Genomic DNA, 14,749 nt, shown 5'->3' on the forward strand with positions numbered 1-14,749 from the left:
CGGCCCGCTGGCCGTCCATAAGATCGTATTTCCGTGAGTAGCCATGGTCGACAAACTGACGCATTTGAAACAGTTGGAGGCGGAAAGCATCCACATCATTCGTGAGGTGGCCGCCGAGTTCGATAACCCGGTGATGCTGTACTCGATTGGCAAGGACTCGGCCGTGATGCTGCACCTGGCGCGCAAGGCCTTCTTCCCGGGCAAGCTGCCGTTTCCGGTGATGCACGTCGACACCCAGTGGAAATTCCAGGAGATGTACAGCTTCCGCGACAAGATGGTCGAGGAAATGGGCCTGGAGCTGATCACCCACGTCAACCCGGACGGCGTCGCCCAGGGCATCAACCCGTTCACCCACGGCAGTGCCAAGCACACCGACATCATGAAGACCGAGGGCCTCAAGCAGGCGCTCGACAAGTACGGCTTCGATGCCGCCTTCGGTGGCGCACGCCGCGACGAAGAGAAGTCGCGGGCCAAGGAGCGGGTCTACTCGTTCCGTGACAGCAAGCACCGCTGGGACCCGAAGAACCAGCGTCCGGAGCTGTGGAACGTCTACAACGGCAAGGTCAACAAGGGCGAATCGATTCGCGTGTTCCCGCTGTCGAACTGGACCGAACTGGACATCTGGCAGTACATCTACCTCGAAGGCATCCCGATCGTGCCGCTGTACTTCGCCGCCGAGCGTGAAGTGATCGAGAAGAACGGCACCCTGATCATGATCGACGACGCGCGCATCCTCGAGCACCTCTCGGAGGAAGAAAAGGCCCGTATCGTCAAGAAGAAGGTGCGTTTCCGTACCCTTGGCTGCTACCCGTTGACGGGCGCGGTGGAGTCGGAGGCCGAAAGCCTCACCGACATCATTCAGGAAATGCTCCTGACGCGCACTTCCGAGCGCCAGGGCCGGGTCATCGACCACGATGGCGCCGGCTCCATGGAAGACAAAAAACGTCAGGGCTATTTCTAAGTTAGGGTCTCTTCATGTCGCATCAATCTGATCTGATCAGCGAGGACATCCTCGCTTACCTGGCCCAGCACGAACGTAAAGAGCTGCTGCGCTTCCTTACCTGCGGTAACGTCGACGACGGCAAGAGCACGCTGATCGGGCGCCTGCTGCACGACTCGAAGATGATCTACGAAGACCATCTGGAAGCCATCACCCGCGACTCGAAGAAAGTCGGCACCACCGGTGACGACATCGACCTGGCGCTGCTGGTCGACGGCCTGCAGGCCGAGCGCGAGCAAGGCATCACCATCGATGTGGCCTACCGCTACTTCTCCACCGCCAAGCGCAAATTCATCATCGCCGACACCCCGGGCCACGAGCAGTACACCCGCAACATGGCCACCGGTGCGTCGACCTGCGACCTGGCGATCATCCTGGTCGATGCCCGCTACGGTGTGCAGACCCAGACCCGCCGGCACAGCTACATTGCCTCGTTGCTGGGCATCAAGCACATCGTCGTCGCGGTCAACAAGATGGACCTCAAAGGCTTTGACGAGGGCGTGTTCGAGAGCATCAAGGCCGACTACCTGAAGTTCGCCGAAGCCATCAACATGAGCCCGAGCAGCCTGCACTTCGTGCCGATGTCGGCGCTCAAGGGCGACAACGTGGTCAACCGCAGCGAGCGTTCGCCTTGGTACACGGGCCCGGCGTTGATGGAAATCCTCGAAACCGTCGAAGTCGCGGCCGACCGCAACTTCACCGACCTGCGCTTCCCGGTGCAGTACGTCAACCGGCCGAACCTGAACTTCCGCGGCTTCGCCGGTACCCTGGCCAGCGGCGTGGTGCACAAGGGCGATGAAATCGTCGTGCTACCGTCGGGCAAGAGCAGCCGGGTCAAGTCCATCGTCACCTTCGAAGGCGAGCTGGAAAACGCCGGCCCCGGCCAGGCCGTGACCCTGACCATGGAAGACGAGATCGACATCTCCCGTGGCGACCTGCTGGTGCACGCCGACAACGTCCCGCCGGTGACCGACCAGTTCGACGCCATGCTGGTATGGATGGCTGAAGAGCCGATGCTGCCGGGCAAAAAATACGACATCAAGCGCGCCACCAGCTATGTGCCGGGCTCGATTGCCAGCATCGCCCACAAGGTCGATGTCAACACCCTGGAGCAGGGCGCCGCCAGTGCCCTGCAGCTCAACGAGATCGGCAAGGTCAAGGTCAGCCTCGATGCGCCGATCGCGCTGGACGGCTATGACAGCAACCGCACCACCGGTGCCTTTATTGTCATCGACCGCCTGACCAACGGCACCGTTGGCGCCGGCATGATCATCGCGCCACCGGTTGTGCCCCATGGCAGCGTTGGCCAGCACGGCAAACTGGCCCACGTGGACACCGCAGAACGTGCCCTGCGTTTCGGTCAGCAGCCAGCCACCGTGCTGTTCAGCGGCCTCTCGGGCGCGGGCAAGAGCACCCTGGCCTATGCCGTGGAGCGCAAGCTGTTCGACATGGGCCGTGCGGTGTATGTGCTCGATGGCCAGAACCTGCGCCACGACCTGAACAAAGGCTTGCCGCAGGACCGCGCCGGGCGCACCGAGAACTGGCGCCGTGCCGCGCACGTTGCGCGTCAGTTCAACGAAGCCGGCCTGCTGACCCTGGCCGCCTTCGTCGCCCCGGACGCCGAAGGCCGCGAACAGGCCAAGGTGCTGATCGGCAAGGAACGCCTGCTCACGGTCTACGTCCAGGCTTCGCCTCTGGCGTGCCGCGAGCGTGACCCGCAGGGCCTGTATGCCGCCGGCGGCGACAACATCCCGGGCGAGAGCTTCCCGTATGACGTACCGCTGGATGCGGACCTGGTGATCGACACCCAGAACGTCAGCCTGGAAGACGGCGTCAAGCAGGTGCTGGAGCTGCTGCGCAAGCGTGGCGCGATCTAAGCGCTGGCGCTGAACAAAAAGCCCCACTTCGGTGGGGCTTTTTGTTGGTCGAATTCACCGCACGGTAGGAGCGGGCTTGCCCCGCGATGGGCCCTCATTCAGCCCACCTTCAGTCCAGGCCTGCCGTTGGCTACTCGCCACTCCAGGATCTGCTTCATAATCTTCTGCGGCGTTGGTTCCTGATCGCCAGCCGGGTAAAAAATCAGGTCCGAGCCCTCTGGATGTTGCGTCACTGCGATGAAGTGCTCAAGCAAGGTGTCCTGATAGAGCTCGGTGCCAGCGGCCCCGGCAGGTTGTCCAGGTCATACAGTGCACCGCCCTCGCTCGTTGGTACGATATGGCGCATTTCATAAGAACGGCGATTCTTGACCGTTTCTGAAAATGGCGCGCGGGGTGGGAGTTGGAGTCAGGATTTTCTGAGCAGCGAGAAATTTGCTTCCTACAGGGCGATGCAGTGGGAAAATCGCGGGGCAAGCCCGCTCCCACATTGTAGGAACGGGATTTGAATTCAGATGTGCTTTTCCGACACCGGAATCACCCGCTTCTCCTTCACTGCCTTGAACGAGAAGCTCGAGTAAATCTCTTTCACCCCGGGCAAGGTCTGCAGCACTTCGCGGGCAAACTCACCGAATGACTCAAGGTCGCGGGCAAGGATTTCCAGCAGGAAGTCATAACGCCCGGAGATGTTGTGGCAGGCGACGATTTCGGGGATTTCCATCAGTCGCTGCTCGAAGGCGCGGGCCATTTCCTTGCTGTGCGAGTCCATCATGATGCTGACGAAAGCGGTTACGCCAAAGCCCAGCGACTTGGGCGAGAGGATGGCCTGGTAGCCGATGATGTAGCCGGCTTCTTCCAGTAGCTTGATCCGTCGCCAGCACGGCGAGGTGGTCAGTGCGACCTGGTCGGCCAGCTCGGAAACCGTCAAGCGCGCGTTGTCTTGCAAGGCCGCGAGCAACGCTCGATCGGTGCGATCGATGGTTGTAGGCATGTTTTACCCTCCGTGGTCTGAAATCGTTGTTTTTATGTCAATAACCTTCCGCAAGGACGGCTACATTTGGAAAAAAATCAGCACCTCAGTGGCATAAGCTTATAACAAACCACTAGAGGCTGTTTGCCATGAGCGGCTCCAATAACAATTCAGGTTTTGCCACCCGCGCCATTCACCACGGTTACGATCCACTGGAACACAGTGGTGCCCTGGTGCCACCGATCTACCAGACCGCGACCTTTGCTTTTCCGACCGTCGAGTACGGCGCTGCCTGCTTCGCCGGTGAACAGGCCGGACATTTCTACAGCCGGATTTCCAACCCTACCCTGGCCTTGCTGGAACAACGCATGGCCTCGCTCGAAGGCGGCGAAGCTGGCCTGGCGCTGGCCTCGGGGATGGGCGCGATTACCGCGACCCTGTGGACCCTGCTGCGCCCCGGCGACGAGGTGCTGGTGGGGCGCACCCTGTACGGCTGCACCTTTGCCTTTTTACACCATGGTATCGGCGAGTTCGGGGTCAAGGTCCGGCATGTCGACATGAGCGACCTGCAGGCTGTCGCCGCGGCGATCAACGGCAATACCCGGGTTATTTATTTCGAAACCCCGGCCAACCCCAATATGCAGATGACCGATATCGCTGGCGTGGCCGCGCTTGCGCACCAGCACGATATCAGCGTGGTGGTCGACAACACCTACTGCACGCCGTACCTGCAGCGACCCCTGGAGCTGGGCGCCGACCTGGTGGTGCATTCGGCGACCAAGTACCTCAGTGGCCATGGCGATATCACTGCCGGCCTGGTGGTGGGGCGCAAGGCGCTGGTGGACAGGATTCGCCTGGAAGGCTTGAAGGACATGACCGGTGCAGTGATGTCGCCCCATGACGCCGCCTTGCTGATGCGCGGGATGAAAACCCTGAACTTGCGCATGGAGCGCCACTGCAGCAATGCCCAGGCCATTGCCGAATACCTCGAGCAACAGCCGGAAGTTGAAATGCTCAATTACCCCGGCCTGCCCGGCTTTGCTCAATATGAGCTGGCCCAGCGGCAGATGCGTTTGCCGGGCGGCATGATCGCCTTTGAACTCAAGGGCGGCATCACTGCCGGCAGGCGTTTCATGAATGCCCTGCAGTTGTTCAGCCGTGCCGTCAGCCTTGGCGATGCCGAATCGCTGGCCCAACACCCGGCAAGCATGACCCACTCCAGCTATACCCCAGAGGAGCGTGCGCAGTACGGCATTTCCGAAGGGCTGGTACGCCTGTCGGTGGGCCTGGAGGACATCGACGACCTGCTGGCGGATATTCAACAAGCGCTCAAGGCCTGCGCCTAACCTTTCACGGACGAGGTCAATGCAATGGTGGCAATGATGAACCTTGTGCCTGGCGAAGGTGTGCCGCGGCGCCCGGGCGATCCACAGCAGGACAGCGATCCGGGGGAAACCGCCGAATGGCTGGACGCACTGGATTCGACCCTGCTGCACTGCGGCCCGGAGCGTGCGCGGTTTCTGCTGCAGCAACTGCAAACCCATGCCCGCGAGTTGGGCCTGGAGCGCGGGGCCCAGGCCTTTTCGGCCTATCGCAATAGCTTGTCGGTGGAGCAGCAGGGCGTCTATCCGGGTGATCTGGAGCTCGATGAGCGCATCACCAGCATCCTGCGCTGGAACGCCCTGGCCATGGTCATGAGGGCCAACCACGCTTATGGCGACCTCGGCGGGCACATCGCCAGTTATGCCTCGGCCGCAGAGATTTTCGAAGTCGGTTTCCAGCACTTTTTTCGCGGTGAGGCCGGTGGCGAGCAACGCAGCGCTGACCTGGTGTTCTTCCAGCCGCATTCGGCGCCGGGCATTTATGCCCGGGCCTTCTTGGAGGGACGTTTGAGCGAAGAGCAACTGGCCAGCTATCGCCAGGAAGTGGCTGGCAAGGGCCTGTGCTCCTACCCACATCCGTGGCTGATGCCGGACTTCTGGCAGTTTCCGACAGGCTCCATGGGCATCGGCCCACTCAACGCGATCTACCAGGCGCGGTTCATGCGCTACCTGCACAACCGCCAGTTGCTCGATACCAGTGCCCGGCACGTCTGGGGGGTGTTTGGCGATGGCGAGATGGACGAGCCGGAGTCGATTGCCGGCCTGACCCTGGCCGCCCGCGAGCAACTGGACAACCTGACCTTCGTGGTCAACTGCAACCTGCAGCGCCTGGACGGCCCGGTGCGCGGTAACGGCCAGATCATCCAGGAACTGGAGGCGCTGTTCAGTGGCGCCGGCTGGAACGTGATCAAGGTGCTCTGGGGCTCGGAGTGGGACGCATTGTTCGCCCGTGACACCGAGCACGTTCTGTTGCGCCAGTTGGCAGCGACCCCGGACGGACAGTTCCAGAACCTTGGGGCCAAAGATGGCGCCTACAACCTCGAGCACTTTTTCAACCAGCAACCGGCCTTGCAAAAGCTGGTGGAGCACATGAGCTCGGCTGAGATCAATGCGTTGAAACGCGGTGGCCACGATTTTCGCAAACTGTACGCCGCCTTCGCCGCCGCCAAGGCCTGCAAGGGCCGGCCAACGGTGATTCTGGCCAAGACCAAGAAGGGCTACGGCATGAGCGCCGCCGGTGAATCGCGAATGACCGCGCACCAGGCCAAGAAGCTCGACGTGCAGGCCTTGCTGGCCTTTCGTGATCGTTTTCATTTGCCGCTGTCGGACGCGCAGGTCGAACAGTTGCAGTTCTATCGACCGGACCAAGACAGCGCAGAAATGCGCTACCTGCGCGAGCGGCGGGAAGCTCTGGGTGGGCCGCTGCCTGCTCGGCGCAGCGACGTACGCCCGGTGCCGGTGCCAGCGCTGGAGGCCATGGGCGGCTTCGCCCTGCAGGCCGACGGCAAGGAAATGTCCACCACCATGGCCGCCGTGCGCATGCTCAGCGCCTGGCTCAAGGCGCCGCAGCTGGGGCCGCGGGTGGTGCCGATAGTCGCCGACGAGGCGCGCACCTTCGGCATGGCCAGCCTGTTCCGGCAGATCGGAATCTACTCGCCCCAGGGGCAATGCTACGAGCCGGAAGACGCAGGGTCGTTGCTGTCCTACAAGGAAGCGCGCGATGGCCAGTTGCTGGAGGAAGGTATTACCGAAGCCGGGGCGATTTCTTCCTGGGTGGCGGCGGCAACGTCCTACGCGGTGCATGGCGAACCGATGCTGCCGGTGTACATCTATTACTCGATGTTCGGCTTTCAACGCGTCGGTGACCTGATCTGGGCCGCCGCCGACCAGCGCGCCCGTGGCCTGCTGCTGGGCGCCACTGCCGGGCGCACCACGCTGGGCGGAGAGGGGCTGCAGCACCAGGACGGTTCAAGCCTGGTGATGGCCTCGATGGTGCCCAACTGCCGGGCCTGGGAGCCGTGCTTTGCTGGCGAGCTGGCGGTGATCCTCGAGTACGCGGCGCGGCGCATGCTCACTGAACAGTGCGATGAATTTCATTATGTCGCGGTGATGAACGAAAACTATCCACAGCCGTCCCTGCCGGCGCAGGTGCATGAAGAGGTTTTGCGCGGCATGTACCGTTATGTCGAACAGCAGCTGCCGGCTGCCCAGGGGCGGGTGCGCCTGCTGGGCTCCGGGGCGATTTTGCGCGAGGTGATTGCTGCCAGTGAACTGCTGGCCAGCGACTGGCAGGTTGCCAGTGAAGTGTTCAGTGTCACCAGCTTCAGCGAGCTGGCGCGCGAGGCGCGGGATGTAGATCGCGCCGGCCGGTTGGGGCAGGGCAGTGCTGATCTGAGCCATGTGCAGCGCTGCCTGGACGGTGACGCGCCGGTGATTGCCGCAACCGATTACGTGAGGGCCTGGCCACAATTGATTGCTGAATATGTACAGGCACCTTATGTGACGCTTGGCACTGATGGCTTTGGCCGAAGCGATACCCGCCAGCAGTTGCGGCGTTTCTTCGAGGTCGATCGCTTCAGCATTGTTCTGGCAAGCCTGCACAGCCTGGTGCGCCAGGGTGGAGTTGAGCGGCGGGTGCTGGATGAGGCGCGGGAGAAGTATGGCTACCGGGAGGGGGAGGCGCCCTGGTATTGCTGAGGCTCATCACGGGGCAAGCCCGCTCCTGCAGGCTGCAACAGCAGCCATAATAAAAAACCCCGCCAGTTGGCGGGGTTTGTATTTTTAACGCTTGAGCCCGTAATGCTCATCGAGCATGCCCGGTGCGTTGGGCGCTTTCGGTGCGTAGTCGCGCGGCACCTCGGTGTCCTTCGGCGGGGTCAGGCGATCACGCGCAGGCTGCACGGCTTCGGAGTGCAGGGCGGCCAGCAGGCGCTGGCGGGTGAGTTCGTCCAGGGCCAGGCGGTTGGCGCCCTCGGCCAGGTGATCCTGGACGTCCTGGTAACTTTGGGTCAGCTTTTTGACCAGCGCAGCCGTACTGTTGAAGTGAGTAACCACCTCATTCTGGTAGCTGTCGAAACGTTCCTGGATATCATCCAGCTGACGCTGGGTGCTGCTCGGTGCGGCATTGGGCAGCAGGCGGGCGACCAGGAAACCAACGACGACACCCACGACGAGGGCCAGGGTCGGCAACAACCAAACTAAGAGCGAGAGTTCCACGAGTCCTTCCTCTATAAACGGCTTTGCTTTACGTTAACGGCTCGGACCTGCGCTGTATACCGCGAACGATCGCAAATATCTCAGACAGAATCATTCAGCTAGACGAGTCGACCCTTTCCGAGGTCACGGAGTTTATCCTTGCTTATCCGCGAAACCCCCGTATTCATCGATGGCCCGGTCGGCCAACTGGAAGCCTTGTACCTTGATGTTGCCGACGCCCGTGGCGTGGTGTTGCTGTGTCACCCTAACCCGGTGCAGGGCGGGACCATGACCAACAAGGTGGTGTCGATGCTGCAGCGCACCGCCCGCGATGCCGGTTACATCACCTTGCGATTCAACTACCGTGGTGTCGGTGCCAGCGCCGGTAACCATGACATGGGCAGCGGCGAAGTGGACGATGCTCAGGCGGCAGCGACCTGGCTGCTGGAACAACATCCGCGACTGCCCCTGACCCTGATGGGTTTTTCATTCGGCGGCTTTGTTGCGGCCAGCCTCGGCGGGCGTCTGGAAGCAAACGGTATCGAATTGAAGCACCTGTTCATGGTTGCGCCAGCGGTGATGCGCCTGCAGGATCACGACACCTTGCCACAAGGCTGCGCGCTGAGCGTGATCCAGCCGCAAACCGACGAAGTGATCGATCCGCAGATCGTCTACGCTTGGTCCGGCGCACTGCCACGCCCCCATGAGCTGCTGAAAGTGGCAGAATGCGGACACTTTTTCCATGGCAAGCTCACCGACCTCAAGGAACTGGTGCTGCCACGCCTTTCGAACTGATACAAGCCTGATAAGCGATTACCCATGACTACGCGCATCCTTACCGGTATCACCACCACGGGCACGCCTCACCTGGGCAACTACGCCGGTGCCATCCGCCCGGCGATCCTCGCCAGCCGTGAGCCGGGTGTCGACTCGTTCTATTTTCTGGCCGACTACCACGCCCTGATCAAATGCGACGACCCGCAGCGCATCCAGCGCTCGCGCCTGGAAATCGCCGCGACCTGGCTGGCCGGTGGCCTGGACCCGGAGCGAGTGACTTTCTATCGTCAGTCCGACATCCCCGAGATTCCCGAGCTGACCTGGCTGCTGACCTGCGTTGCGGCCAAGGGCCTGCTCAACCGCGCGCACGCCTACAAGGCGTCGGTGGACAAGAACGTCGAGAACGGCGAAGACCCGGATGCCGGCATCAGCATGGGCCTGTACAGCTACCCGGTACTGATGGCCGCCGACATCCTGATGTTCAACGCCAACAAGGTGCCAGTCGGCCGTGACCAGATCCAGCACGTGGAAATGGCCCGCGACATCGGCCAGCGCTTCAACCACCTGTTCGGCCAAGGCAAGGAATTCTTCGCCATGCCCGAAGCGCTGATCGAAGAAAGCGTCGCCACCCTGCCGGGCCTGGACGGGCGCAAGATGTCCAAGAGCTACGACAACACCATCCCGTTGTTCACCAGCGCCAAGGACATGAAGGATGCCATCTCGCGCATCGTCACCGACTCCCGCGCCCCGGGCGAAGCCAAGGATCCGGACAACGCGCACCTGTTCACCCTGTTCCAGGCCTTCGCCACTGCCTCCCAGGCCGATGAGTTTCGCAGCGAACTGCTCCAGGGCCTGGGCTGGGGCGAAGCCAAGCAGCGCCTGTTCCAGTTGCTCGATGGCCAGCTGAGCGAGCCGCGCGAGCGTTATCACCAGTTGATCAGCCGCCCGGCCGACCTTGAGGACATCCTCCTGGCCGGCGCGCAAAAAGCCCGCAAGGTGGCCACGCCGTTCCTTGAGGAGCTGCGCGAAGCGGTCGGCCTGCGCTCGTTCCGTAACGTCGAGCAGGCCACTGCCCAGGTCAAGAAGAAGGCGGCCAAGACCGCGCGCTTTGTCAGCTTCCGCGAAGACGACGGCAGCTTCCGCTTCCGCCTGCTGGCGGCCGATGGCGAGCAACTGCTGTTGTCGCGCAACTTCGCCGACGGCAAGACCGCAGGTGCTGTGAGCAAGCAATTGCAACAGGGCGGCGAGCTTGACGTGCGCCACGAAGGCCTGGGCTTCAGCCTGTGGCTGGAAGGTGAGTGCGTTGGCGACGGCCCGCAGTTTGCCGACGGCGCCGCCCGCGACAGCGCCATCGAAACCCTGCGCGCGGCCCTGGTGCCCCAGCAGGACTGAACGGCTTATCGGAAGTCTGATTGCCATTATCCCGGGCCGTCGCTACAGTGACGGCCCGTTTTTGTTACCTTGCTAACGAATTATGACGCCCCTAGAACGATATCAAGCAGATCTGAAACGTCCCGAATTCTTCCATGACGCGGCGCAGGAAACTGCAGTGCGTCATCTGCAGCGCCTGTACGACGATCTGATCGCGGCGCAGAACAACAAGCCGGGTGTGTTCGGCAAGTTGTTCGGCAAGAAGGACCAGGCACCGGTCAAGGGCTTGTACTTCTGGGGTGGGGTAGGCCGCGGCAAGACCTACCTGGTCGATACCTTCTTTGAAGCGCTGCCGTTCAAGCAGAAGGTGCGCACGCACTTCCACCGCTTCATGAAGCGCGTCCACGAGGAAATGAAAACCCTCAAGGGCGAGAAGAACCCGCTGACCATCATCGCCAAGCGCTTCTCCGACGAGGCCCGGGTGATCTGCTTCGACGAGTTCTTCGTCTCCGACATTACCGATGCGATGATCCTCGGCACCCTGATGGAGGAGCTGTTCAAGAACGGCGTGACCCTGGTGGCCACCTCCAACATCGTCCCTGACGGCCTGTACAAGGACGGCCTGCAGCGCGCACGCTTCCTGCCGGCGATTGCCCTGATCAAGCAGAACACCGAGATCGTCAACGTCGACAGCGGCGTCGACTATCGCCTGCGGCACCTGGAACAAGCCGAGCTGTTCCACTTCCCGCTCGACGAAGCGGCCCACGAAAGCCTGCGCAAAAGCTTCAAGGCACTGACCCCGGAGTGCACCCAGGCGGTCGAGAACGATGTGCTGGTGATCGAGAACCGCGAAATCCGCGCCCTGCGTACCTGTGACGACGTGGCCTGGTTCGAATTCCGCGAACTGTGCGACGGCCCGCGCAGCCAGAACGACTACATCGAACTGGGCAAGATCTTCCATGCCGTGCTGCTCAGCGGCGTCGAGCAGATGAGCGTCGCCACCGACGACATCGCCCGACGCTTCATCAACATGGTCGACGAGTTCTATGACCGCAACGTCAAGCTGATCATCTCGGCCGAGGTTGAACTCAAGGACCTGTACACCGGTGGTCGGCTGACCTTCGAGTTCCAGCGCACCCTGAGCCGCCTGCTGGAAATGCAGTCCCACGAATTCCTGTCGCGGGCGCATAAGCCTTAAAAGCAGCTGCAAGTTGCAAGCTTCAAGCTGCAAGCAGGATCAAGAGCCGACCGCGTGCTGCTTTTGATCCTGCTCTTGCTCTTGCTCTTGCTCTTGCTTGCCGCTTGAAGCTTGAGGCTTGAAGCTGAGGAGGCCTTTCAGGCCTCCTGCATAAACTGCTGCCGATACTGATTCGGCGACAACTCTGTGTGCTGCCTGAACAACCGGGCAAAGAAACTCGCATCGTCATAACCAACTTCATAGCTGATGGTCTTGATGCTTTTGCGTGTGCCCGACAGCAAGCCCTTGGCCGTTTCGATCCGCAGCCGTTGCAGGTAGTGCAGCGGCTTGTCGCCGGTGGCGCTCTGGAAGCGGCGCATGAAGTTGCGGATGCTCATGCCGTGGTTGCGGGCCACGTCCTCGAAGCGGAACTTGTCGGCGAAATGCTCTTCGAGCCAGTGCTGGATCTGCAGGATGATCAGGTCCTGGTGCAGTTTCTGCCCGCCAAAGCCCATGCGCCCCGGGGTGTAGTTGCGCTGTACTTCGTAGAGGATGTCACGGGCCACCGCTTGCGCGACGTTTGCCCCGCAGAAACGCTCGATCAGGTAGATGTACAGGTCGCAGGCCGAGGTGGTGCCGCCGGCGCAATAGAGGTTGTCGGCGTCGGTCAGGTGCTTGTCCTGGTTGAGGCTGACCTTGGGGAAGCGCTCTTCGAACTGGCTGAAGAAGCGCCAGTAGGTGGTCGCCTCCTTGCCGTCGAGCAACCCGGCTTCGGCCAGCCAGAACACGCCGCTGGCCTCGCCGCAGAGCACGGCGCCGCGGGCGTGTTGCTCGCGTAGCCAGGGCAATACTTGCGGGTAGCGCTGGCAGAGGGCATCGAAATCGTCCCAGAACGCCGGCAGGATGATGATGTCGGCCTGCTCCAGGCCGCTGTCGACCGGCAGCATCACTTCGCTGAAGCTGCGCACAGGCTGGCCGTCAGGGCTCACCAGGCGGGTTTCGAACATCGGCTGCAGGCCCAGGCCCAACTGCTTGCTGTAGCGCAGGCTGGCGAGATGGAAGAAATCCTTGGCCTGCATCAGGGTCGATGCGAAGACATTGTCGATGGCCAGGATACTGACGCGCCGCAAGGACGCCGTGGGTTGGGTAAACATCATTTTCTTTATTCTTATAGGGTAGAGTGGTCAATCACCGGCTGGATCGTCTTATTTTTTGGCGATTGTGTCTACCCTCGGTTCCCACCTTGTTGATGGGAACCGGGATTGCGTCTCAGGGCGCGGGGTTGGGCTGGTCCTGATGGATGGCCTCGATGGCCGCCAGCAGCTCGTCGCTGAGCTTGAGGTCGGCGCTTGCCAGGTTGCTGTCCAGTTGCTCGAGGGTGGTGGCACCGATGATGTTGCTGGTCACGAACGGCTGGCGGGTGACGAAGGCCAGGGCCATTTGCGCCGGGTCCAGGCCATGGTCGCGGGCCAGCTTCACGTAGCGGCTGCAGGCAGCCACGGTTTGCGGGTTGGAGTAGCGCGAGAAGCGGCTGAACAGGGTCAGGCGGCCCGCAGCCGGGCGTGCGCCGTTTTCGTACTTGCCCGAGAGCATGCCGAAAGCCAGGGGCGAGTAGGCCAGCAGGCCGCACTGTTCGCGGATGGCGATTTCCGCCAGGCCCACTTCGAAGCTGCGGTTGAGCAGGTTGTAGGGGTTCTGGATCGACACCGCGCGGCTCCAGCCGCGGCTTTCGGCCAGCTGCAGGAACTTCATGGTGCCCCACGGGGTTTCGTTGGACAGGCCGATGTGGCGGATCTTGCCGGCCTTGACCTGCTCGTCGAGCACTTCGAGGGTTTCTTCCAGCGGGGTGAACAGGTCTTGCGGCGCATGCTGGTAACCCAGCTTGCCGAAGAAGTTGGTGCTGCGCTCTGGCCAGTGCAACTGGTAGAGGTCGATCCAGTCGGTCTGCAGGCGCTTGAGGCTGTCGTCCAGGGCGGCGACGATGTGCTGGCGGTTGTGCTTGAGCAGGCCGTCGCGGATATGGTTGATGCCGTTGCCGGGGCCGGCCACCTTGCTGGCCAGGATCCACTGGGCGCGATCGCCGCGCTGCTTGAACCCGTTACCGATCATGCGCTCGGTGGCGGCGTAGGTTTCCGGGCGGGGAGGGACGGGGTACATCTCGGCGGTATCGATGAAATTGATCCCGGCGGCCTTGGCCCGTTCAATCTGGGCGAAGGCCTGGGTCTGGTCGTTCTGCTCGCCCCAGGTCATGCTGCCAAGGCACAGGGCGCTGACGTTGAGGTCGGTTCGGCCCAGCTGGCGATAGTCCATTCGACTGCTTCCTGTCTAAAAGAAGCATAAAAGCAGGTTGAATTTTTTTTCGCAATCTGGATAATTCAGCCCCTCTCCGTGCAGCGGGAGTGATGCCCCGCTCCATAGAAGAACCCTGCCGAATATTGGACGCGCTGACCCGAGCCCCCGATAGCGTCCGTGTGCGGCTGTGTCCTTGACTTGTCAAGGTGCGCACTATCCAGTAAGATCTGCCGTCTTATTTTCGCTGGGCGGCCCCTGAGGCTATAAAGAATGAAAACTTTTACTGCTAAACCGGAAACAGTAAAGCGCGACTGGTTCGTCGTTGACGCTGCTGGCAAGACCCTGGGTCGTCTGGCCACTGAGATCGCGAGCCGTCTGCGTGGCAAGCACAAGCCAGAGTACACTCCTCACGTTGACACCGGCGACTACATCGTCGTCATCAACGCCGAGCAGGTTCGTGTCACTGGTGCCAAGACTTCGGACAAAATGTACTACTCCCACTCCGGCTTCCCGGGCGGTATCAAGGAAATCAACTTCGAGAAGTTGATCGCCAAGGCCCCAGAGCGCGTGATCGAGACCGCGGTTAAAGGCATGCTGCCTAAGAACCCACTGGGTCGCGACATGTACCGTAAGCTGAAAGTCTATGCGGGCGCTACTCACCCTCATACTGCTCAGCAGCCCCAAGAACTGAAGATTTAACGGAATAGTTCA

13 protein-coding genes are annotated in these 14,749 nt (G+C 61.7%); 8 read left to right on the forward strand and 5 right to left on the reverse strand.

Annotated features, from left to right (window positions below):
• Positions 1–43: 43 nt before the first annotated feature.
• Together cysD and cysN are read left to right on the forward strand one after the other, a co-directional pair.
• Positions 44–961, forward strand: a complete 918-nt coding sequence (gene cysD / locus JYG36_RS05430) for a sulfate adenylyltransferase subunit CysD (RefSeq protein ID WP_038998836.1) — start codon at positions 44–46, stop codon at positions 959–961.
• 14 nt (positions 962–975) lie between these two features.
• Complete coding sequence (gene cysN / locus JYG36_RS05435; RefSeq protein ID WP_213603327.1) at positions 976–2,877, forward strand: sulfate adenylyltransferase subunit CysN; 1,902 nt, start codon at positions 976–978, stop codon at positions 2,875–2,877.
• A gap of 98 nt (positions 2,878–2,975) precedes the next feature.
• Here the strand turns inward: cysN and JYG36_RS26740 are convergent, their stop codons facing one another.
• Together JYG36_RS26740 and JYG36_RS05445 are read right to left on the reverse strand one after the other, a co-directional pair.
• Positions 2,976–3,110, reverse strand: coding sequence for a bacteriocin immunity protein (locus tag JYG36_RS26740; protein WP_502937513.1), 135 nt, complete (start codon positions 3,108–3,110; stop codon positions 2,976–2,978).
• Between the two features lie 275 nt (positions 3,111–3,385).
• Complete coding sequence (locus tag JYG36_RS05445) at positions 3,386–3,865, reverse strand: Lrp/AsnC family transcriptional regulator (protein WP_045197280.1); 480 nt, start codon at positions 3,863–3,865, stop codon at positions 3,386–3,388.
• 128 nt (positions 3,866–3,993) lie between these two features.
• Here JYG36_RS05445 and JYG36_RS05450 point away from each other — a divergent pair, with 128 nt between their 5' ends.
• Both JYG36_RS05450 and mdeB read left to right on the forward strand, forming a co-directional pair.
• Positions 3,994–5,190 (forward strand): methionine gamma-lyase, encoded by a 1,197-nt coding sequence (locus JYG36_RS05450; RefSeq protein ID WP_213603330.1) that lies wholly within the window; start codon positions 3,994–3,996, stop codon positions 5,188–5,190.
• Positions 5,191–5,226: 36 nt separating this feature from the next.
• A complete protein-coding gene (mdeB, locus tag JYG36_RS05455; RefSeq protein ID WP_176794219.1) occupies positions 5,227–7,923 on the forward strand; it encodes an alpha-ketoglutarate dehydrogenase in 2,697 nt (898 codons plus the stop codon).
• A gap of 84 nt (positions 7,924–8,007) precedes the next feature.
• Here mdeB and JYG36_RS05460 read toward each other — a convergent pair whose 3' ends face one another.
• Positions 8,008–8,442, reverse strand: coding sequence for a Z-ring associated ZapG family protein (locus tag JYG36_RS05460; protein WP_038998843.1), 435 nt, complete (start codon positions 8,440–8,442; stop codon positions 8,008–8,010).
• 138 nt (positions 8,443–8,580) lie between these two features.
• Between JYG36_RS05460 and JYG36_RS05465 the strand changes: the two genes are divergently transcribed.
• The 3 genes from JYG36_RS05465 to zapE all read left to right on the forward strand — a co-directional run bounded on the left by JYG36_RS05465 (position 8,581) and on the right by zapE (position 11,767).
• Positions 8,581–9,216 carry an alpha/beta hydrolase gene (locus JYG36_RS05465; RefSeq protein WP_045197284.1) on the forward strand — a complete coding sequence of 212 codons (636 nt, stop codon included), beginning with the start codon at positions 8,581–8,583 and terminating at the stop codon, positions 9,214–9,216.
• 24 nt (positions 9,217–9,240) lie between these two features.
• Complete coding sequence (locus tag JYG36_RS05470; RefSeq protein ID WP_045197286.1) at positions 9,241–10,590, forward strand: tryptophan--tRNA ligase; 1,350 nt, start codon at positions 9,241–9,243, stop codon at positions 10,588–10,590.
• An 82-nt stretch (positions 10,591–10,672) separates the two neighbouring features.
• Positions 10,673–11,767 (forward strand): cell division protein ZapE, encoded by a 1,095-nt coding sequence (gene zapE, locus JYG36_RS05475; protein WP_045197288.1) that lies wholly within the window; start codon positions 10,673–10,675, stop codon positions 11,765–11,767.
• Between the two features lie 137 nt (positions 11,768–11,904).
• Here zapE and JYG36_RS05480 read toward each other — a convergent pair whose 3' ends face one another.
• Both JYG36_RS05480 and JYG36_RS05485 read right to left on the reverse strand, forming a co-directional pair.
• Positions 11,905–12,825, reverse strand: a complete 921-nt coding sequence (locus JYG36_RS05480; RefSeq protein ID WP_177329159.1) for a GlxA family transcriptional regulator — start codon at positions 12,823–12,825, stop codon at positions 11,905–11,907.
• Positions 12,826–13,015: 190 nt separating this feature from the next.
• Positions 13,016–14,056 (reverse strand): NADP(H)-dependent aldo-keto reductase, encoded by a 1,041-nt coding sequence (locus tag JYG36_RS05485; RefSeq protein WP_045197290.1) that lies wholly within the window; start codon positions 14,054–14,056, stop codon positions 13,016–13,018.
• Positions 14,057–14,308: 252 nt separating this feature from the next.
• Between JYG36_RS05485 and rplM the strand changes: the two genes are divergently transcribed.
• Positions 14,309–14,737 (forward strand): 50S ribosomal protein L13, encoded by a 429-nt coding sequence (gene rplM, locus JYG36_RS05490; protein WP_010220758.1) that lies wholly within the window; start codon positions 14,309–14,311, stop codon positions 14,735–14,737.
• The last annotated feature ends 12 nt before the right edge of the window (positions 14,738–14,749 follow it).

The sequence above is a fragment of the Pseudomonas sp. SORT22 genome, from assembly GCF_018417635.1.
Taxonomy (GTDB): domain Bacteria; phylum Pseudomonadota; class Gammaproteobacteria; order Pseudomonadales; family Pseudomonadaceae; genus Aquipseudomonas.

Bases quoted from the DNA above. Each gene is read 5' to 3' on its own strand.
- cysD (WP_038998836.1), top strand. From the start codon at position 44: ATGGTCGACAAACTGACGCATTTGAAACAGTTGGAGGCGGAAAGCATC.
- cysN (WP_213603327.1), top strand. From the start codon at position 976: ATGTCGCATCAATCTGATCTGATCAGCGAGGACATCCTCGCTTACCTG.
- JYG36_RS05445 (WP_045197280.1), bottom strand. From the start codon at position 3,865: ATGCCTACAACCATCGATCGCACCGATCGAGCGTTGCTCGCGGCCTTG.
- JYG36_RS05450 (WP_213603330.1), top strand. From the start codon at position 3,994: ATGAGCGGCTCCAATAACAATTCAGGTTTTGCCACCCGCGCCATTCAC.
- mdeB (WP_176794219.1), top strand. From the start codon at position 5,227: ATGAACCTTGTGCCTGGCGAAGGTGTGCCGCGGCGCCCGGGCGATCCA.
- JYG36_RS05470 (WP_045197286.1), top strand. From the start codon at position 9,241: ATGACTACGCGCATCCTTACCGGTATCACCACCACGGGCACGCCTCAC.
- zapE (WP_045197288.1), top strand. From the start codon at position 10,673: ATGACGCCCCTAGAACGATATCAAGCAGATCTGAAACGTCCCGAATTC.
- JYG36_RS05480 (WP_177329159.1), bottom strand. From the start codon at position 12,825: ATGCAGGCCAAGGATTTCTTCCATCTCGCCAGCCTGCGCTACAGCAAG.
- JYG36_RS05485 (WP_045197290.1), bottom strand. From the start codon at position 14,056: ATGGACTATCGCCAGCTGGGCCGAACCGACCTCAACGTCAGCGCCCTG.
- rplM (WP_010220758.1), top strand. From the start codon at position 14,309: ATGAAAACTTTTACTGCTAAACCGGAAACAGTAAAGCGCGACTGGTTC.